The organism is Aquibium microcysteis (assembly GCF_014495845.1).
GTDB classification, from domain to species: Bacteria; Pseudomonadota; Alphaproteobacteria; order Rhizobiales; family Rhizobiaceae; genus Aquibium; species Aquibium microcysteis.
The window spans coordinates 4,605,527-4,623,367 of sequence record NZ_CP061080.1 but is presented as its reverse complement, the minus strand read 5'-3'; the positions used below and the strand labels follow the sequence as shown (position 1 = coordinate 4,623,367).

19 protein-coding genes are annotated in these 17,841 nt (G+C 68.6%); 6 read left to right on the top strand and 13 right to left on the bottom strand.

Going from position 1 to position 17,841, the window contains the following annotated elements; all coding sequences use genetic code 11:
* Positions 1–11 precede the first annotated feature (11 nt).
* From IAI54_RS21690 to IAI54_RS21650, 9 genes are all read right to left on the bottom strand, one after another.
* The gene (locus tag IAI54_RS21690; protein ID WP_187973289.1) at positions 12–1,028 is read right to left on the bottom strand and encodes a class I SAM-dependent methyltransferase; all 1,017 of its coding nucleotides are present in this window, start codon (positions 1,026–1,028) and stop codon (positions 12–14) included.
* A 119-nt stretch (positions 1,029–1,147) separates the two neighbouring features.
* On the bottom strand, positions 1,148–3,298 hold the full coding sequence (gene pnp / locus IAI54_RS21685; RefSeq protein ID WP_187969161.1) for a polyribonucleotide nucleotidyltransferase: 2,151 nt from the start codon (positions 3,296–3,298) through the stop codon (positions 1,148–1,150).
* Between the two features lie 272 nt (positions 3,299–3,570).
* Positions 3,571–3,951, bottom strand: a complete 381-nt coding sequence (gene rpsO / locus IAI54_RS21680) for a 30S ribosomal protein S15 (protein WP_275403624.1) — start codon at positions 3,949–3,951, stop codon at positions 3,571–3,573.
* 86 nt (positions 3,952–4,037) lie between these two features.
* A complete protein-coding gene (locus IAI54_RS21675) occupies positions 4,038–4,595 on the bottom strand; it encodes a TIGR02281 family clan AA aspartic protease (RefSeq protein WP_187969159.1) in 558 nt (185 codons plus the stop codon).
* A gap of 109 nt (positions 4,596–4,704) precedes the next feature.
* Entirely contained in the window at positions 4,705–5,334 is a 630-nt protein-coding gene (gene upp, locus IAI54_RS21670; protein ID WP_187969158.1) for a uracil phosphoribosyltransferase, read from the bottom strand.
* A 125-nt stretch (positions 5,335–5,459) separates the two neighbouring features.
* Positions 5,460–7,673 carry a xanthine dehydrogenase family protein molybdopterin-binding subunit gene (locus IAI54_RS21665; RefSeq protein ID WP_187969157.1) on the bottom strand — a complete coding sequence of 738 codons (2,214 nt, stop codon included), beginning with the start codon at positions 7,671–7,673 and terminating at the stop codon, positions 5,460–5,462.
* 3 nt (positions 7,674–7,676) lie between these two features.
* Positions 7,677–8,654: an FAD binding domain-containing protein gene (locus tag IAI54_RS21660; RefSeq protein WP_187969156.1), complete on the bottom strand. Its 978-nt coding sequence runs from the start codon at positions 8,652–8,654 to the stop codon at positions 7,677–7,679.
* The gene (locus IAI54_RS21655; protein ID WP_187969155.1) at positions 8,651–9,160 is read right to left on the bottom strand and encodes a 2Fe-2S iron-sulfur cluster-binding protein; all 510 of its coding nucleotides are present in this window, start codon (positions 9,158–9,160) and stop codon (positions 8,651–8,653) included. The genes IAI54_RS21660 and IAI54_RS21655 overlap by 4 nt, the downstream gene beginning before the upstream one ends.
* Positions 9,161–9,302: 142 nt before the next feature.
* The gene (locus IAI54_RS21650; protein WP_187969154.1) at positions 9,303–10,277 is read right to left on the bottom strand and encodes an adenosine deaminase; all 975 of its coding nucleotides are present in this window, start codon (positions 10,275–10,277) and stop codon (positions 9,303–9,305) included.
* A 109-nt stretch (positions 10,278–10,386) separates the two neighbouring features.
* Here IAI54_RS21650 and ubiE point away from each other — a divergent pair, with 109 nt between their 5' ends.
* The 6 genes from ubiE to IAI54_RS21620 all read left to right on the top strand — a co-directional run bounded on the left by ubiE (position 10,387) and on the right by IAI54_RS21620 (position 15,293).
* A complete protein-coding gene (ubiE, locus tag IAI54_RS21645; RefSeq protein ID WP_187969153.1) occupies positions 10,387–11,163 on the top strand; it encodes a bifunctional demethylmenaquinone methyltransferase/2-methoxy-6-polyprenyl-1,4-benzoquinol methylase UbiE in 777 nt (258 codons plus the stop codon).
* Between the two features lie 13 nt (positions 11,164–11,176).
* Positions 11,177–12,745, top strand: coding sequence for a 2-polyprenylphenol 6-hydroxylase (gene ubiB, locus IAI54_RS21640; RefSeq protein WP_187969152.1), 1,569 nt, complete (start codon positions 11,177–11,179; stop codon positions 12,743–12,745).
* 67 nt (positions 12,746–12,812) lie between these two features.
* Entirely contained in the window at positions 12,813–13,079 is a 267-nt protein-coding gene (locus tag IAI54_RS21635; protein WP_187969151.1) for a FitA-like ribbon-helix-helix domain-containing protein, read from the top strand.
* Positions 13,079–13,501: a type II toxin-antitoxin system VapC family toxin gene (locus tag IAI54_RS21630; RefSeq protein ID WP_187969150.1), complete on the top strand. Its 423-nt coding sequence runs from the start codon at positions 13,079–13,081 to the stop codon at positions 13,499–13,501. Before IAI54_RS21635 ends, IAI54_RS21630 begins: the two co-directional genes overlap by 1 nt.
* Positions 13,498–14,724: a bifunctional phosphopantothenoylcysteine decarboxylase/phosphopantothenate--cysteine ligase CoaBC gene (coaBC, locus tag IAI54_RS21625; protein WP_187969149.1), complete on the top strand. Its 1,227-nt coding sequence runs from the start codon at positions 13,498–13,500 to the stop codon at positions 14,722–14,724. Before IAI54_RS21630 ends, coaBC begins: the two co-directional genes overlap by 4 nt.
* Positions 14,725–14,747: 23 nt before the next feature.
* Positions 14,748–15,293, top strand: a complete 546-nt coding sequence (locus IAI54_RS21620; protein WP_187969148.1) for a GNAT family N-acetyltransferase — start codon at positions 14,748–14,750, stop codon at positions 15,291–15,293.
* A gap of 44 nt (positions 15,294–15,337) precedes the next feature.
* On the opposite strand, the gene IAI54_RS21615 is transcribed toward IAI54_RS21620, so the two are convergent.
* From IAI54_RS21615 to IAI54_RS21600, 4 genes are all read right to left on the bottom strand, one after another.
* Positions 15,338–15,997, bottom strand: coding sequence for a peroxiredoxin (locus IAI54_RS21615; protein ID WP_187969147.1), 660 nt, complete (start codon positions 15,995–15,997; stop codon positions 15,338–15,340).
* 185 nt (positions 15,998–16,182) lie between these two features.
* Positions 16,183–16,593, bottom strand: coding sequence for a curlin (locus IAI54_RS21610; protein ID WP_187969146.1), 411 nt, complete (start codon positions 16,591–16,593; stop codon positions 16,183–16,185).
* A gap of 199 nt (positions 16,594–16,792) precedes the next feature.
* Positions 16,793–17,188, bottom strand: coding sequence for a curli-like amyloid fiber formation chaperone CsgH (gene csgH / locus IAI54_RS21605; protein WP_187969145.1), 396 nt, complete (start codon positions 17,186–17,188; stop codon positions 16,793–16,795).
* A gap of 74 nt (positions 17,189–17,262) precedes the next feature.
* Complete coding sequence (locus IAI54_RS21600) at positions 17,263–17,697, bottom strand: curlin (RefSeq protein ID WP_187969144.1); 435 nt, start codon at positions 17,695–17,697, stop codon at positions 17,263–17,265.
* Between the last annotated feature and the right edge of the window lie 144 nt (positions 17,698–17,841).

Genomic DNA, 17,841 nt, shown 5'->3' with positions numbered 1-17,841 from the left:
GGCGGCGGCGCCTATCTCCGGGCCCACAGAACCTTGAAGCGGTCGTCGCGGCAGGCCTCTCCCGTCGCCCCGAAGGCTGACGCGAGGGTCGCCTCGTAGGGCAGCCCGCGGTTGGCGACCATCAGCAGTCGGCCGCCGGGCTTCAGCGCCGCCGATGCGGCGCGGATCATGCCCTGCCCGATTGCGGGGTCGGCGGCGCGGCCTTCGTGGAAGGGCGGGTTCATCACGATCAGGTCATACTGCCGCGCCACCGACTCCTGCAGCAGGTCGCGCCAGTGGAAGCCGAGCGGCACGTCCCCGGCCAGCGGCGCGAGGTTTTGCTTCGCGGCCTCGAGCGAGTCCCAGTCGGCCTCGTGCAGGTCGAGCGCGGTGATGCCGGCATTCCGCTTCAGGACCTCCGAGGAGAGGTAGCCCCAGCCGGCGCCGAAATCCGCCACACGTCCCTTGATCGCAGCCGGCAGATCGTCCGCCAGCAGCCGCGAGGCCGGATCGATGCGGTCGTGCGAGAACATGCCCGGAGCGGTACGGAAGCGGCCGTCGACGCGGCTGGCCGCCTCGCCTCGCATGAAGGGCTCCGCCGCGAGGTCGGCATCGGACGGCCGGTCGAACCAGAAGACGACGCCGTGGTGCTTCGGCAGATGGCCGGCAGGCGCGAGCACGCCCGCGAAACGCCTGCGCAGGCTGTCGGCGCCGTCCGCCTTGCCGCCGGCGGCGACCACCAACCCACCCTCCCGGGTGCGTGCGAAGGCCTCGCGGAGCCAGGCCTCGTTCTGGCCGCGATGGCGGCCGAGCAGCACGAGCGCGAGGTCGAAGGCTTCCCCTTCAGCGCGAGGCTTCACTGCAAATCCGGCCTTCTCGAGTGCGAGCACGTCGGGGCGGAAGCCCTGCACGGCGAGGAGATCGACGTCCAGCGACCGCGGCAGCCGCAGGCCCGCCCGCGGACCGAGGAACAGCGCCCTGCGGCCCGGCGCCGCGATGAGCTCCGCTTCGAAGGGGTGCAGCAGGGTCTTCAGCGCATCGTTCGTCATCATGTCGTCGCCCGCCCCGGAACGTCGCTGCTTGCCGCACAGGGCACGCGGCGCGACGACCATGCAAAAACGGGCGCGACCCGGAGGCGCGCCCGTCGAGTTTCTTCGATCGAGAAGGGTCAGGCGGCGGTCTCTTCGTCGCCGTCCTGCTTCTTCTCGCGGACGATCTCCTTGCCGGTCGTCTGGTCGACGACCTTCATGGAGAGGCGGACCTTGCCGCGCTCGTCGAAGCCCATCAGCTTGACGAAGACCTTCTGGCCTTCCTTGACCACGTCCGTCGTCTTCTGGACCCGCTCGGAAGCGAGCTGCGAGATGTGGACGAGGCCGTCCTTCGGGCCGAAGAAGTTGACGAAGGCGCCGAAGTCGGCGGTCTTGACGACCGTGCCCTCGTAGATCTCGCCCACTTCCGGCTCGGCCACGATGGTGTGGATCCACTTCTTCGCCGCCTCGATCTCCTTGGCGTTCGAAGAGGCGATCTTGACCGTGCCGTCGTCCTCGATGTTGATCTTGGCGCCGGTCTTCTCGACGATCTCGCGGATCACCTTGCCGCCGGAGCCGATGACGTCGCGGATCTTGTCGGTCGGGATCTGCATGACCTCGATGCGCGGGGCGAACTCACCCAGCTCCGACCGGCCCTTGGTGATGGCCTTGGCCATCTCGCCGAGGATGTGGGTGCGGCCGCCCCTGGCCTGATCGAGCGCGACGCGCATGATCTCCTCGGTGATGCCGGCGATCTTGATGTCCATCTGCAGCGACGTGATGCCGTCCTGCGTGCCGGCCACCTTGAAGTCCATGTCGCCGAGATGGTCCTCGTCGCCCAGGATGTCGGAGAGCACCGCGAAGCGCTCGCCTTCGAGGATCAGGCCCATGGCGATGCCGGCCACCGGCTTGGCGAGCGGCACGCCCGCGTCCATCAGGGCCAGCGAGGTGCCGCAGACCGTCGCCATCGAGGACGAGCCGTTCGACTCGGTGATCTCGGAGACGACGCGCAGCGTGTAGGGGAACTGGTCGGCGGCGGGCAGCATCGGGTGGATGGCGCGCCAGGCGAGCTTGCCGTGGCCGATCTCGCGGCGCCCGGGCGAACCCATGCGGCCGGTCTCGCCGACCGAATAGGGCGGGAAGTTGTAGTGCAGGAGGAAGGTCTCCTTGCGCGTGCCGGTCAGTTCGTCGACGAACTGCTCGTCCTCACCGGTGCCGAGCGTGGCGACCACGATCGCCTGCGTCTCGCCGCGGGTGAACAGGGCCGAGCCGTGGGTACGCGGCAGGATGCCGACTTCCGAGACGATCGGGCGAACCGTCTGCAGGTCGCGGCCGTCGATGCGCGAGCCGGTGTCGAGGATGTTCCAGCGCACGATCTTGGCCTGGAGCTCCTTGAACACGGTGCCGATCTGTTCGGAGGTCCACTTCGCCTCCTCGCCCTCGGCGGGTGCGAAGGCGGCCTTGACCTTGGCCTTCACGGCGTCGACCGCGGCGTAGCGGGCCTGCTTGTCGGTGTTCTTGTAGGCGGCGCGCAGCTCGCCTTCGACCATCTTCAGCATCTCGGCTTCGAGCGCGGAGTAGTCCGGCGCGGTGAAATCGCGCGGGTCCTTGGCGGCCACTTCGGCGAGCTTGATGATGGCGTCGATGACCGGCTGGAAGGCCTTGTGGCCGAACATCACGGCGCCGAGCATCACGTCCTCGGAGAGTTCGTGGGCTTCGGACTCCACCATCATCACGGCATCGGTGGTACCGGCGACGACGAGGTCGAGCTTGGACTCCGGCATCTCGTCGATGTGCGGGTTCAGCACGTATTCTCCGCCGATGTAGCCGACGCGCGCGGCGCCGATCGGACCCATGAAGGGCACGCCCGACAGCGTCAGCGCCGCGGAGGTCGCGACCATCGACAGGATGTCCGGATCGTTCTCGAGGTCGTGCTGGACGACGGTCACGACGATCTGGGTGTCGTTGCGGTAGCCTTCGGCGAAGAGCGGGCGGATCGGGCGGTCGATGAGGCGCGAGGTCAGCGTCTCCTTCTCGCTCGGCCGGCCTTCACGCTTGAAGAAGCCACCGGGGATCTTGCCGGCGGCAAAGGTCTTCTCCTGGTAGTTGACGGTCAGCGGGAAGAAGTCGAGGCCCGGCTTCGGCTCCTTCATGGAGACGACGGTCGCGAGCACGACGGTCTCGCCGTAGGTGGCGAGCACGGCGCCGTCGGCCTGGCGGGCGATCTTGCCCGTCTCGAGGATGAGCGGGCGGCCGCCCCACTCGATTTCCACTTTGTGGTGATTGAACATGTTTCGTCTTTCTGTGCGGAAAGGTGCCGCGCAGTCCGCGCGGACAGCCTTTCGCCTGTGGCTTCGTTCGGCCGAGCCACGGGCAAGACAACGGGAGGCTCGTGGGTGAGGCGCGGCTTGCGCGCGAGCGTCCGGCAATCCTGCCCCATGACCTGGCCATGGGCGATCTCCGCATTCGCCTTCTCGCGGCGGAGATCCGTGCGGGGCGGGCAGCGTGCCCGGCCCGAAGAACCGGCCGGCGGCACCCGATGGCGCCGCCGGCCGGGCATTCGTCAGCGACGCAGGCCGAGCTTCTCGATCAGCGTCTTGTAGCGGGCCTCGTCCTTCCCCTTCAGATAGTCGAGGAGGCTGCGGCGCTGCGACACCATCTTGAGAAGGCCGCGGCGGGAATGGTTGTCCTTCGCGTGGCCCTTGAAATGCTCGGTCAGGTTCTTGATGCGCTCGGAGAGAACGGCAACCTGGACTTCCGGAGAACCGGTGTCGCCCTGCTTGGTCGCGAATTCCTTGACAAGCTCCTGCTTGCGCTCGGCAGTGATCGACATCGTACTGTTCCTTTCTGTTGAATGATCAGGAAATCGGGTCGCCCGCGGCCGGGATGTCGTCCAGCAGGGGCCATGTGCACATGCGCATAAGGCGCGATGTGCGGCGCATATAGTGCAAAACAGGTTTGATTGCCAGCGCAATTTCCCCCGGCGCCGGGCGCGCGGACCGATGCCGGACCCGCGCGCCGCGGACCCGCCTACTGCTCGAGCAGCAGCTTGCCGCGCTCGACGCGGTAGGTGGACAGCCGGTTGAGGAAACTCATGCCGATCAGCGTCTGCTTCAGCGCCTTGTCCTCCAGCACCACGGCCTGAACGCCGTCGATGCTGATACGGCCGATCTGCAGCGTGTCGATGACGCCTGCGGCGGCGAGCGTCGGGCCGTTGGCAGTGTCGACCTTGTACTTGAAATCCTTGGCGGTCAGGGTCAGGCCGATCCGCGCGGCCGTACTGCGGTTGATCGCCACCAGTGTGGCGCCGGTATCGATCATGGCGTCGATGCGCGTGCCGTTGACCCGGAACGCACCGGAAAAATGACCGCGATCGTCCATCGCAACCTCGACGCGCCGCCCGGTCAGCTGCCGCACGCCGGGCTCCGGCGCCGGTGCTGCCATGACCACGGGGACAGGCTCGGGCTCGGCGGGGCGCAGGGCCCACGACGCCATGTCGTGGAACCGCTCCGGGTCGGACTGGTAGACGAGCGGAACCGACACGGCGGAACCGACGATCACGGCCAGGGCGAGCAACTGCTTCTTCATCGGAAACCTCCCGCTCGACTATGGGAAGTCTCGGTTGCAGGCGGTTTAAGATGAGGGCGAGCCGGCCACTCGCTTCGTCCTTTGGTTAACGACGCGTTACCGGCAGGGACTATTTGGTGCCGTACATGCGGTCGCCGGCGTCGCCCAGCCCGGGCACGATGTAGCCCTTCTCGTTGAGCCTTTCGTCGATCGAGGCGGTGAAGACCGGAACGTCGGGATGCGCCGCGGTGAAGCGTGCGATCCCCTCGGGCGCGGCCAGCAGGCACAGGAAGCGCAGGTTGGTGGCGCCGCGCTCCTTCAGCTTGTCGATTGCGGCGATGGCGGAATTGGCTGTGGCCAGCATCGGGTCCACGACGATGACGAGGCGGTCGCCGAGATCGCTCGGCGCCTTGAAGAAATATTCCACCGCCTCGAGCGTCTCGTGGTCGCGATAGAGCCCGACATGGGCGACACGGGCGGCAGGCACGAGGTCGAGCAGGCCCTCGAGCAGGCCGTTGCCGGCACGCAGCACCGAGGCGAAGACCAGTTTCTTGCCCTCCAGAGTCGGCGCTTCCATCGTCTGCAGCGGCGTCTCGATGGTCGTCGTGGTCAGTTCCAGTTCGCGCGTCACCTCGTAGCCCAGCAGAAGCGAGATCTCGCGCAGCAGGCGGCGGAAGCTGGCCGTCGAGGTCTCCTTCTTTCGCATGATGGTCAGCTTGTGCTGGACAAGCGGATGAGTGACGACGGTGACGCCTTTCATGGGGGTGGCTCCTCGGACTGCGCGCGCGCTTTTTTCGGTCTCGTCCCTTAGCGCATCGGCAGCGGCGGGGGAACGCGGGCCGTGGTCTCGTCCCGGCTAAAGTTCACCCGTGCAGCGGCGACCTTTCAGTGCCCCTGCCGCTCCAGCCCCTCGATCACCTTGTCGAGCGTCGCCGGCAGGTCGCGCACAGGCACGCCCGTGGCGTTGTGGATGGCGTTCACCACGGCCGCCGCAGCGCCGCAGATACCGAGTTCGCCGATGCCCTTCGCCTGCAGCGGGTTGGCCCAGGCGTCACGCTCCTCGAGCAGCACCACGTCGATCTGCGGCACGTCCGCATTCACCGGCAGGTGGTATTCGGCGAAATCGCGGTTGACGATGTGGCCGTCGCGCGGGTCGTGGAAGACCTCCTCGGTCAGCGCCATCCCGATGCCGAAGGTCATGCCGCCGAGGCACTGCGACCGCGCCGTCTTGGCGTTGAGGATGCGGCCTGCCGCGAACACGCCGAGCATGCGGCGCACCCGCGTCTCGCCGGTGACGGCGTTCACGCCGACCTCGGCGAAATAGCTGCCATAGGTCGCCTGCCGCACCTTGTCCTCCGCATCGCCCGGTTCGGCATGGCCTTCCGCGACCAAGTCATGACCGCCGAGGACTTCGGCCAGCGGGACGCTGCGGTTGCCGGCGATGGCGCGGCCATCCTTCAGCGTCAGGTCGGCGGTCTCGCAGCCGAACCGCTCGCAGATCATGCGCCGGATCTCCTCGCAGGCCATGAAGACCGCGGTTCCGTTCGATGCCGCGCCGAAGGAACCGCCCGAGCCGGAGCCTGGCGGAAGATCGGTATCGCCGAGGCGGGTTTCGACGCGGTCCATCGGCAGGCCGAGCATCTCGGCGGCGATCTGGGTCAGAATGGCATAGGTGCCCGTGCCGATGTCGGTCATGTCGGTCTCGACCAGAGCATGCCCGCCCGAAGACAGCACTACCCGCGCCTTCGACTCGACCAGCATGTTGACCCGCACAGCGGAGGCCATGCCCATGCCGACCAGCCATTCGCCTTCGCGCCTCTGGCCGGGCTCCGCGCAGCGACGGTCCCAGCCGAAGCGCGCGGCGCCGGTGCGCAGCGCCTCCGCCAGTTTGTTGGACGAAAAAGGAATCTTCTGCGTCGGATCCTCATCGGGGATATTGCGCAGCCTCAGTTCGACCGGATCGATGCCGCTGACTGCGGCAAGTTCGTCCATCGCGATCTCTAGCATGGTCACGCCGACCGCTTCGCCCGGCGCGCGGACCGAGCCCGCGCAGGGTCGGTTCAGCCGGGCGATGCGGTGGCCGATCACCCGGTTCTCGCCGCGATAGAGGAACGGCGTCGCCTGTGTGACCGGCTCCGAGAATGTTTCGCCCGGCAGGTTGGACACCAGCGCCTCGTGGCCGATGCCGGTGAGGCGGCCGTCCGCGCCGGCGGCGAGTCGGATGCGCTGCGTCGACTCGGACCTCCGCATGACGCCCTCGAAGACCTGCTGGCGCGACATCGGCACCGCAACCGGCACGCCGAGCTTCTTGGCGGCGATCGCCGCCGCCACCGCCTCTGGCGCGATGCCGAGCTTGGAGCCGAAGCCGCCGCCGACGAAGGGCGAGAGGATGCGCACGTTCTTCTCGTCCATGCCGAGTGCATCGGCGAGTTCGGCACGGTTGAAGCGCAGCATCTGGTAGCTGCCGTGCAGCGTGAGCCGATCGCCGTCCCACTCGGCGATCGAGGCATGCGGTTCCATCGCGGCGCTGGCGTGAACCGGCGTGGTGTAGGTCTGGTCGACGCTGAAGGCGGCATCCCGCATCGAGGCGTCGAGATCGCCGCTGGCCTGCTGCTTCTTCTCCGGCGTCTCGATTTCGACGCCCGCATCGTCGGGACCGACGACCGCGTCCGCAGTCTTCTCAAGGCGCAGCGCCAAGGCATTGGCGCCGTGCCGCGCCTGTTCGAAGCTCCCTGCCACCACAAGTGCCACCGGCTGGCCGAAATAGGCGATGTCGTGCGGGTCCTGCACCGGCGCCTTGCCGGCCATGCCTTGCGCGGGATTGCGGAGCATTCGCGCGTCGACGATGACGGCGCGCACCCCGGGCAGTGCCTCGACCGCTGCAGAATCGACGCCCGCCAGCCGTCCGGCGGTGATCGTCGCCCGAACGAGCACGCCGAAGCAGGCGCCCTCGGGCAGCGAATCCATGGCGTAGGGCGCCGTGCCGGAAGCCTTGCGTCCCCCGTCCGGCCGGTCGAGCGGCTTGCCGACGACACCCTGGGCCATGTCCTCGAGGCGGTCGGCCTCGACCCTGTCGTCCATCCTGATGTGCACGGTCATGGCTCAGCCTTCCGTCAATTCGCGCAGCACCGCCTGCAGCGTGCGCCGCAACAGCGGGATCTTGAAGGCGTTGCCGCCCTGCGGTTCGGCCTCCGCCACCAGCCTGGCAGCCGCTTCGGCGAAAAGTTCGGCCGACGGCGCCTCGCCCTCCAGCAGCGTCTCGATCGCGTGGTTGCGCCACGGCATGTGCGCGACGCCGCCGAAGGCGAGCGCCGGGCGGACGATCCGCCCGTCCTCGACGTCGAGGGCGGCGGCAACCGACACCAGCGCGAAGGCGTAGGAGGCCCGATCACGAACCTTGCGGTAAATCTGACGCGCGCCGGCGGGCGTCGGCAGCAGCACGGCGGTGATCAGATCGCCCGGCGCCAGAACGGTCTCGACGTGCGGCGTGTCGCCCGGCAGGCGGTAGAACTCGCCGAGCGGCAGCAGGCGGGTGACGCCGCCCCGCGTCTTTATCTCCACGCGGGCGTCGAGCGCGCGCAGCGCCACCGCCATGTCGCTCGGATGCGTGGCGATGCAGTGCTCGCTCGCGCCGAACAGCGCGTGCAGCCGCGTGATGCCGCCGATCGCCTGGCAGCCGCTGCCGGGCTCGCGCTTGTTGCAGGGCATGGCCGTGTCGTAGAAATAATAGCAGCGCGTGCGCTGCAATAGGTTGCCGCCGGTGGTGGCCTTGTTGCGAAGCTGGCCGCTGGCACCCGCCAGCAGAGCCTCGGCGAGAACCGGGTACGCGTCGCGCACGCGGCGGTCCGCGGCGAGGTCGCTGTTGCGCACGAGCGCCCCGATGCGCAGCCCGCCTCCCTCGGCTTCCTCGATGCCGCCGAGGTCGAGCCGGTTGATGTCGACCAGAGCGCCCGGGGCCATCACCTCGAGTTTCATGAGGTCGAGCAGGTTGGTGCCGCCCGCGATGATGGTCGCGCCCTCGCCCGCGAGCCGCATGGCATCGGCGGCGGTCTCGGCGCGGATGAAATCGAAGGGTCTCACGCGCGCCCCCTGCCCGCGATCTCCATGATCGCGTCGACGATGTTGGGATAGGCCGAGCAGCGGCAGAGATTGCCGCTCATCCGCTCCGACACCTCCTCGACCGTGAGCGCCGGCGTGCCGGCGACGTCGGGGGTGACGTGGCTCGGCCAGCCTGCCTGGATCTCCTCCAGCATGGCGGTCGCCGAACAGATCTGCCCCGGCGTACAGAAGCCGCACTGGAAGCCGTCGTGCCGAATGAAGGCTTCCTGGAGCGCCGACAGCGCCTCGGGTGTCCCGATACCCTCGATGGTGAGGATTTCATCTCCATCGTGCATGCAGGCGAGCGAGAGACAGGAATTGATCCGTCGCCCGCCGACGATCACCGTGCAGGCGCCGCACTGGCCATGGTCGCAGCCCTTCTTGGTACCCGTCAGCTTCAGATGGTGGCGGAGGGCGTCGAGAAGGGTCGTGCGCGGGTCGGCCTCGATGGTTCGGGACTGACCGTTGACCGTCAGGTCGGTTCTCATGCGGGCGTTCCTTGCGCGGGGGCTGGGTTCGGCGAGCGCGAAGCGCGTCTGCCGGTAATCCAGCGGGCGAAGGATTGTTCCGCCTGGGATCGGTCGGTGGAAACGGATGGTGGCCGTGACCGGAACGCGAAGGACAGACGACTCAGCGCCGGCCGCTGTCCAGCCTCGCCAGCAGCGCGGTCTTCGTCTTCCGGTCGACGAAAGCGGCTTCGACGGCGGTGCGGGTGATCGCCGAGAGGGCTTTGTCGTCGAGCCCGAAATGCGTCCGCGCCTCGTCGTATTCGCGCTTCAGCGTCGTCCAGAAATAGGGCGGGTCGTCCGAGTTGAGCGTAACCTTACAGCCGGCGGCACGGAGCCTCGGGAATGGGTGCTCGGCAAAACCTGGAAAAACCTTCAGCGCCACGTTGGAACACGGGCAGCACTCCAGCACGATCCCCTCGGCCGCCACGCGGGCGACGAGGTCGGGATTCTCGATGGCGCGCACGCCGTGGCCGATGCGCGCGGGACGGAAATGGTCGAGCGCGGACTGCACGCTTTCCCAACCCGCCAGTTCCCCTGCATGGACGGTGATGCCGAGGCCCGCCTCGCGGGCAATCTCGAAGGCACGGACATAATCCTCCGGATCGCCGAAACGCTCCTCTCCCGCCATGCCGAAGCCGGTGACCAGCGGCTCGCCGCAGCGCGCCGCGAAGCGCGCCGCCGCCTCGACCGATTCGACGCCGAAGTGCCTGACCCCGGTGACGATCATGCGGCTCTCGATGCCGGTCTTGGCCTTGGCCCGGCGCATGCCTTCGGCAAGCCCGGCCGTATAGGCGGCCGGCGACAGGCCCGAACGCTCGGCATGGTCCGGAGAGGTGAAGAATTCGGAATAGATGCAGCCGTCGCGGGCGAGGCTGGACAGGTAGGTCTCGGCGAGCAGCGCATAGTCGCGCTCGGTGCGGAACAGCGAGGCCGCCCCGTCATAGGCTGCGAGGAAGCTGGTGAAGTCGTCCCATACGAACTGGCCGTCGCGGATGAAGCCGGACACGTCGGCGCCATACTTCGCCGCTTGCGCCACGACGAGCGCAGGCGAGGCGGCCCCCTCGATGTGGCAGTGGATTTCGGCCTTCAGGACCATATGTCTATCCCCGAATCGCGCGTCCCGGCGCGTCGCTTCACCACAATCTTGAAGAATAGCGCCCGCCTGCGCCATCGGCTATGGTCCGGCCGCTCAACTGGATCGAGAAATGCCCGAACACAGAACGACCGCCCAGGGCGGGATGGAACAGTCCTTCGGCTTCCGCACGGTGGACGCCGGCACCAAGCAGCCGCTGGTGGACGAGGTGTTCCACAAGGTGGCGCGGCGCTACGACCTGATGAACGACATCATGTCGGCGGGCATGCACCGCGTGTGGAAGGACGCCATGGTGGCTGCGCTGAACCCGCCGCGGCGGGCCGGCTGGACCTCGCTCGACGTGGCCGGCGGCACCGGCGACGTCGCCTTCCGGATCGTCGAGGCGTCGCAGCGGGCCGCCCACGTCACCGTGCTCGACATCAACGGCTCGATGCTGGAGGTGGGCCGCGAACGAGCGCAGAAGCGGGGGCTGATCGACAATCTCGATTTCGTCGAGGCCAATGCCGAAGCCCTGCCCTTCGAGGACGACCGCTTCGACGCCTACACGATCGCCTTCGGCATTCGCAACGTGCCGCGCATCGACGTGGCGCTGGCGGAGGCCCATCGTGTCCTGAAGCCCGGTGGCCGGTTCCTGTGCCTCGAATTTTCCGAGGTCGAGATGCCGCTGCTCGACCGGGCCTACGAGGCCTGGTCGTTCAACGCCATTCCGGCGATCGGCAAGATGGTGGCAGGCGACGGTGAGCCCTATCGCTACCTGGTCGAGTCGATCGCGAAGTTTCCCCGGCAGGCCGATTTCGCGGCGATGATCGGTCGCGCCGGCTTCGAACGGGTGAGCTTCCGCAACTTCACCGGCGGGATCGCCGCGCTGCATTCCGGCTGGAAGTTGTGAGGGCTCGCCGCCGATGAGCACGCCCGCCGCCTATCTCCGGCTCGTCAGGGCCGGCTGGATCATGGTTCGCGAGGGCGTCGTGGCGGCGCTGCCCGGCGACCAGCTCTCCGGCCTGCCCCGGCTCGGCTGGCGCATCGGCACGGCGCTCGCCCGCCGCCGCTCGGCCGGAAGCGATCGCTCCGAACGCTTCGCGCGCGCCGCGACCCGGCTCGGCCCGTCCTACGTCAAACTCGGCCAGTTCCTTGCAACACGCCCGGACGTCGTCGGCACGGAGGTCGCTCTCGATCTCGCCAACCTGCAGGACCGGATGGAGACCTTTCCCCGTTCCGAGGCCGTGGCGGCGATCGTCGGCTCGCTCGGCCGCCCCCTCGACGACCTCTACGAAAGCCTCGGCGAACCCGTGGCTGCGGCCTCGATCGCGCAGGTGCATCCGGCCACGCTCGCCGGCACCGGCCGGCGGGTCGCGGTCAAGGTGATCCGCCCCGGTGTGCGGCGGCGTTTCCTCAACGATCTTGAGAGCTATTTCGCGGCCGCGCATCTCCAGGAGCGCTTCATCCCGGCGACCCGCCGCCTGCGCCCGGTCCAGGTCACCGAGACGCTGGCGCAGACCACGAAGATCGAGATGGACCTGCGGCTGGAGGCGGCGGCGCTGTCGGAGATCGGCGAGAACACCCGCGACGACCCCGGCTTCCGCGTCCCTTCCGTCGACTGGGAGCGCACGGGCCGCGACGTGCTGACGATGGAATGGATCGACGGCATCAAGATGTCGAACATCGACGGCCTGCGCACCGCCGGCCACGACCTGCCGGCGCTGGCCGCCAACCTGATCCAGAACTTCCTGCGCCACACGCTACGCGACGGCTTCTTCCACGGCGACATGCATCCCGGCAACCTGTTCGTCGAGGCGGACGGGACGATCGTGGCCGTCGACTTCGGCATCACCGGCCGGCTCGGCCGGAAGGAAAGGCGCTTCCTCGCCGAGATCCTCTACGGCTTCATCACCCGCGACTACCGGCGTGTCGCCGAGGTGCATTTCGAGGCCGGCTACGTCCCGGCCAGGCACGACGTCGCGGCCTTCGCCCAGGCGATCCGGGCGATCGGCGAGCCGATCCACGGGCAGCCGGCCGAGACGATCTCGATGGCCAAGCTGCTGACGCTGCTGTTCGAGGTGACCGAGCTCTTCGACATGGCCGCGAGGCCGGAACTGGTGCTGCTGCAGAAGACCATGGTAGTGGTGGAAGGCGTCGCCCGCACGCTCGACCCGCATTTCAACATGTGGAAGACCGCCGAGCCCGTCGTCGGCTCCTGGATCGCCGCCAATCTCGGCCCTCGCGGAATCCTGACCGACGCGCGCGAGGGGGTGAACGCGCTCGTCTCGCTCGCCCGGCAGGCGCCGGACCTTGCCGCCCGCACGGAGCGCCTGTCGCGCGAGATCGACGCCATGGCCGAGAACGGCCTGCGCTTCGACGCCGAGACGGCGAAAGCGATCGGCAAGGCCGAAGCGCGCTACGCCCGGTCGGGCCGGATCGCGCTCTGGGTGATTGCGCTGACTCTGGTGTGGATCGCGGTGGAACTCGGGTGACAGCAACGACAGCATTGACTGCAAGACCTCGCCTCCCTATCGTCAAGGCTCTCAGGAGAGGATGCCCATGGCAACCCTGACGATCCGGAACCTGGACGATGAGACGAAGCGGAGCCTTCGTCTAAGAGCAGCTCGACATGGCGTTTCCATGGAGCAGGAAGCACGCCTTCTTCTCGCGAAGGCCGTCCGTTCGCCAGAGCACGACCCCATGGAGCGGGCCGACGGGGCGGCATGGTACAGGTCGATCCGCGACCTCGTCGACACATACGGCCCGGGCGATCTCGAGATTCCGCCGCGCAACCGCATGATGCGCGATCCCCCGGGATTCGACTGATGTTCGTCCTCGACACCAACGTCGTGTCGGAGCTCTTCCGGCCGACACCTGCCGACGAGGTCGTCGACTGGATCGGGCGAACCGACCCGGCCAACCTGTACGTGACGGCCATCAGCAAGGCCGAGATCCTTCTCGGCCTGGCCATCATGCTCCCCGGACGTCGCCGGGACGGCCTCGAGCATGTTCTGCGCCTGTTCTTCGCCGAAAAGCTGCGAACTGCCATTCTGGCGTTCGGCGACCGGGAATCCACTCTTTTCGCTGAACTCGTCGCGCATCGGCGGGGCATCGGCAGGCCAATCGGCGAGTTCGACGCCCAGATCGCAGCGATCGCCCGCGCGCGCGGCTTCTCGGTCGTCACACGCAACGTCCGCGACTTCGATGACTGCGGCGTCGGCGTCGTCAACCCGTGGAGTGCGTCGTGACCCTTTCCGACAGACGCATCCTGCTCATCATCGGCGGCGGCATCGCCGCCTACAAGTGCCTCGACCTGATCCGCCGCCTGCGCGAGCGGGGGGCGAAGGTGCGCTGCGTCATGACGGCTGCGGCGCAGCAGTTCGTCACGCAGCTCGCCGTCGGCGCGCTCTCCGCCGACCACGTCTTCACCGAACTCTTCGACCGGCAGGACGAGCACGACGTAAGACACATCCGGCTGTCGCGCGAGGCCGACCTGATCGTGGTGGCGCCGGCAACCGCCGACCTCATGGCCAAGATGGCCAACGGCCACGCAGACGATCTCGCCTCGACGGTGCTGATGGCGACGGACAAGCCCGTGCTGATCGCGCCCGCGATGAACCCGCGCATGTGGAACCACGCCGCGACCATGCGCAACCGCGCGACGCTCGAAGCCGACGGCATCGCCTTCGTCGGGCCGGGCCGAGGCGAGATGGCGGAGAGCGGCGAAGCCGGGGAAGGCCGCATGGCCGAGCCGCTCGAGATCGTCGCGGCGGTCGAAAGTCTGCTCGACGAGCGGCCGAAGCCGCTGGCGGGCAGGCACGTCGTCGTCACCTCCGGCCCCACGCACGAGCCGATCGATCCGGTGCGCTACATCGCCAACCGCTCGTCGGGCAAACAGGGCCATGCGATCGCGGCGGCGCTCGCGCGGCTGGGCGCGGACGTTACCCTCGTCTCCGGGCCGGTGACGATCGCCGATCCGCGCGGCGTCCGGACTGTGCATGTGGAGACCGCGCGGCAGATGCTCGCGGCCGTCGAGGCGGCACTGCCTGCCGACGCCGCGATCTTCGTCGCGGCGGTCGCGGACTGGCGCATGGCGGATGCGGCAGGCGAGAAGATCAAGAAGGTCGCAGGCGAAGGCCCGCCTGCGCTGCAGATGGTGGAAAACCCCGACATCCTGGCGACGATCGGCCACGCGGCGCGCCGGCCTCCGTTCGTCGTCGGCTTCGCCGCCGAGACGCAGGATCTCGACGGCAACGCCCGCGCCAAGCTCGCAAGGAAAGGCGCCGACCTGATCGTGGCCAACGACGTCTCGCACGGCTCCGGCATCGGTCCGGCGGGCGTGATGGGCGGTGATCGCAACCGGGTCCGCATCGTGACGCATGACGGGATCGAGGACTGGCCCGAAATGACGAAGGCCGACGTGGCCGAGCGTCTGGCGTCGCTGATCGCGACGCGGCTGACCGGCATCTGATCGCCCGCGCGGAAGGAAGCGCCATGCCAGTGCCCGCGTTCCCCATCGCTCCGGTCGTCGAGACCGAGCGCCTGATCCTGCGGCCCCACCGGCCGGCGGACCACGAGGCCTATGCCCGCCTGTGGGCCGACCCCGTCACCGTGCGCTTCATCGGCGGACGCCCCTTCTCGCGCTCGGAAAGCTGGGGCCGCATCCTGCGGCAGATCGGCCACTGGCGGGTGCAGGGCTTCGGCTTCTGGGCCCTGGAGGAGAAGGCGAGCGGCGCGCTCGTCGGCGAAGCCGGCTTCCACGACCTGCGCCGCGACGTCGTGCCCGCCTTCGACGGCGTGCCGGAAGCCGGCTGGGCGCTAGCGCCCGGCTTCCACGGCCGCGGCCTCGCCCGCGAGGCCGTCGAGGCGATCCACAGCTGGGGCGACCGGCACCTCGGCACGGAGCGGTGCGTCTGCATCATCGAGCCGGAGAACCACGCCTCGCTGCGCATCGCCCGGGCCATCGGCTATGCCGATCCGGTGGAGACGACCCATGCCGGCACGCCGATCCTGCTGCTGACGCGGCCCGTGCCGCGCTGACCTCGACCGGCGAAGCCAGCCGCCCGCGCGGCCGGATCGCCGCGTCAGGCGCCGGGCTGCCTCGTCTTGCGCAGGTAGGGCAGGATCGTGTCGAAGGAACCGAAGCGCTTCACCGCGTCCTCGTTCGAGACGGCGGCGGTGATGATCACGTCGTCGCCCTGCTTCCAGTCGGCCGGCGTGGCGACCTGGTGCTTCGCCGTCAGCTGGATCGAATCGATGGCGCGCAGGATCTCCGCGAAGTTGCGGCCCGTGGTCATCGGGTAGCTCAGCGTCAGCTTGATCTTCTTGTCGGGACCGATGACGAAGACGGAGCGGACGGTCTGGTTGTCGGCAGGCGTGCGGCCCTCCGAACTGCTCCCGGCCGAGGCCGGCAGCATGTCGTAGAGCTTGGCCACTTCGAGGTTCTTGTCGGCGATCAGCGGGTAGTCGACCGCATGCCCGGTGGCGATCCTTATGTCTTCCTTCCACTTGTGATGGCTCTCGACCGGATCGACGGAGATGCCGATGATCTTGACGTTGCGCCGTGCGAACTCGGGTGCATATCCGGCCATGGTGCCGAGTTCGGTCGTGCAGACCGGCGTGAAGTCCTTCGGATGCGAGAACATCACGGCCCACCCGTCTCCGATCCAGTCGTGGAAGCGAATCACGCCCTGCGTCGTCTCGGCGGTGAAATCCGGCGCAATGTCGTTGATGCGAAGGCTCATCTGGGTCTCCCTGTGCTGTTGCCGTGCCGGCCGGCCGGCGGCCCGCCTGCGTCAGGCTGCCATCATAGCCGCTTCCGGCCCGGTTTCGAGGCAGGCGCGGGCGCATTTCGCCGCAGCCCGGAACGGAAACGCGCGCAGAGCGGGGATGGTGGAAAACCGTTCCGCGCGGCGGGAAGCGGACGCGTTCACCAGCCGAACTGGAAGGTCGCGCCGGTGCCGCCGTTGCCGGTCTGGGCGACATGGCCGCTGGTGTTGCGGCCGAACTGGAAGAGGCCGTGACTGTTGCCGTTGCCGTTCTGCTGGAGGGTGCCGTCGTGGCCCCGCCCCTCCTGGTGAACGATGCCGAGGTTGCCGGTGCCGTTCTGGACGAGACCGGCGCTGTTGCCGGTGCCCCGCTGACGGATCCCACCGTTCCTGATGCCGTTGTAGAGGGCGTAGAGACCCAGGCCGGCGCGCATCGCCTTCTCCTGCTTCGCATTGGCGGGGGCCACCGAAATGGAAACCGAGCCGCCGGCCGCGGCGGGCGTGACGAGGCCGGCCGTGCCGATCGAAACAGCGACGAAGGCGGCGGCCAGGGTGTTCAGGCTCTTGGTCATGATCTGTCTCCGAGGGTCGAGGGTTGAAGCGGGTCCGGGTGGTTCGGGTCCAGCGATGGGGGGATCATGAAGCCCGGCCGCTGAACCGAGACGGAACCGCGCGTTCAGGAGGCGTTCAGCGGAGCGAACTGTGCAGCCCGGAAACGAAGAAGGCTCCGGACGCGCCGGAGCCTTCGTCTTTCGATGCGGATCCCGGACTTCAGGTGCCGCCGATCCGCTCGTCGCATCGCCAGGTCCGGCCGGCCGCCCTGACGACGAGGGTGGCATCGTAGGTGGCGCCGGCGCCGCCCAGCATGACCTGGCCGATCTCGGCCGGACGACGGGCGTCCGCCGAGAAGGGACCACCCTGGGCGATGTCGGTGCTGCCCGACCGCCCGGCGCCGCGGACGCGGAAGGTATATTCGCCGTCGAGCGCCTTGGCGGCATGGTAGAGGCCGATGATGCTGACGCCGGCGCCGTGCTTTTCCGCCACGATCTCGCAGCGGGCCGCCTCCGGCGAGGGGCCGGCAGTGGCGACGGCGACACCGGCGCCTGCGCCGGCCCCGATCACGAGAGCCGCGGCGGCGACAGCGAAAGGCTTGCTGACTGTGGGCATGGACTTGCTCCTCGATTTCGGTTGCTTGCCGGGACGCGTCGCGCGCCCCGGCCATGGACGTCCGGCTGTCACCGTCAGTTGCAGGTCTGCACGAAGGCAGCGACGTTGCCGCGGCCGGCCTGCGTGACGTTGGCATCGCAGCCATTGCCGACCTGCACGCCCGCGGCGATGTTGCGGTTGCCGTCCTGCGTCAGGATGGCGGTGTGGTTGGTGCCGAACTGGCCGATGCCGGCGGCGTTGTCGCGGCCGCGCTGCCAGGTGTCGGCGAAGTTGTTGACGCCTTCCTGCCCGATGGCGGCCTGGTTGCGGCGGCCGGTCTGGTTGGCGACGGCCTGGTTCCAGCGGCCCGTCTGATAGACGCCGATCCTGTTGGACGTGCCGGTCTGTGCGCCGCCGGCGGTGTGGCCGAGGCCCCACTGCTGGATCTTGACCTGGTTGGCCATGGCCGGTGCGGTGGCGATGCCGAACGAAGCGGCGACGAGGGCGGTGGCGAGGATCTTGCGGAGCATGGCTGTCTTCCTTTGTTGCGGGGTTTCGGCGGGGGCGCCGGTGTCTGACGGTCCCGGTTGTAGAGGCCCGGTCTGGAACCGGGCCTGAACCGCGCGTTCAGCGGGCATTCAGGACCGGAACGGACGCCGCGATCGCCTGGACCG

What these genes read in the sequence shown, in the direction of transcription:
- IAI54_RS21690 (WP_187973289.1), bottom strand. Translation starts at nt 1,028, where the DNA reads ATGACGAACGATGCGCTGAAGACCCTGCTGCACCCCTTCGAAGCGGAG.
- pnp (WP_187969161.1), bottom strand. Translation starts at nt 3,298, where the DNA reads ATGTTCAATCACCACAAAGTGGAAATCGAGTGGGGCGGCCGCCCGCTC.
- IAI54_RS21675 (WP_187969159.1), bottom strand. Translation starts at nt 4,595, where the DNA reads ATGAAGAAGCAGTTGCTCGCCCTGGCCGTGATCGTCGGTTCCGCCGTG.
- upp (WP_187969158.1), bottom strand. Translation starts at nt 5,334, where the DNA reads ATGAAAGGCGTCACCGTCGTCACTCATCCGCTTGTCCAGCACAAGCTG.
- IAI54_RS21665 (WP_187969157.1), bottom strand. Translation starts at nt 7,673, where the DNA reads ATGACCGTGCACATCAGGATGGACGACAGGGTCGAGGCCGACCGCCTC.
- IAI54_RS21655 (WP_187969155.1), bottom strand. Translation starts at nt 9,160, where the DNA reads ATGAGAACCGACCTGACGGTCAACGGTCAGTCCCGAACCATCGAGGCC.
- IAI54_RS21650 (WP_187969154.1), bottom strand. Translation starts at nt 10,277, where the DNA reads ATGGTCCTGAAGGCCGAAATCCACTGCCACATCGAGGGGGCCGCCTCG.
- ubiE (WP_187969153.1), top strand. Translation starts at nt 10,387, where the DNA reads ATGCCCGAACACAGAACGACCGCCCAGGGCGGGATGGAACAGTCCTTC.
- ubiB (WP_187969152.1), top strand. Translation starts at nt 11,177, where the DNA reads ATGAGCACGCCCGCCGCCTATCTCCGGCTCGTCAGGGCCGGCTGGATC.
- IAI54_RS21635 (WP_187969151.1), top strand. Translation starts at nt 12,813, where the DNA reads ATGGCAACCCTGACGATCCGGAACCTGGACGATGAGACGAAGCGGAGC.
- IAI54_RS21630 (WP_187969150.1), top strand. Translation starts at nt 13,079, where the DNA reads ATGTTCGTCCTCGACACCAACGTCGTGTCGGAGCTCTTCCGGCCGACA.
- IAI54_RS21620 (WP_187969148.1), top strand. Translation starts at nt 14,748, where the DNA reads ATGCCAGTGCCCGCGTTCCCCATCGCTCCGGTCGTCGAGACCGAGCGC.
- IAI54_RS21615 (WP_187969147.1), bottom strand. Translation starts at nt 15,997, where the DNA reads ATGAGCCTTCGCATCAACGACATTGCGCCGGATTTCACCGCCGAGACG.
- IAI54_RS21610 (WP_187969146.1), bottom strand. Translation starts at nt 16,593, where the DNA reads ATGACCAAGAGCCTGAACACCCTGGCCGCCGCCTTCGTCGCTGTTTCG.
- csgH (WP_187969145.1), bottom strand. Translation starts at nt 17,188, where the DNA reads ATGCCCACAGTCAGCAAGCCTTTCGCTGTCGCCGCCGCGGCTCTCGTG.
- IAI54_RS21600 (WP_187969144.1), bottom strand. Translation starts at nt 17,697, where the DNA reads ATGCTCCGCAAGATCCTCGCCACCGCCCTCGTCGCCGCTTCGTTCGGC.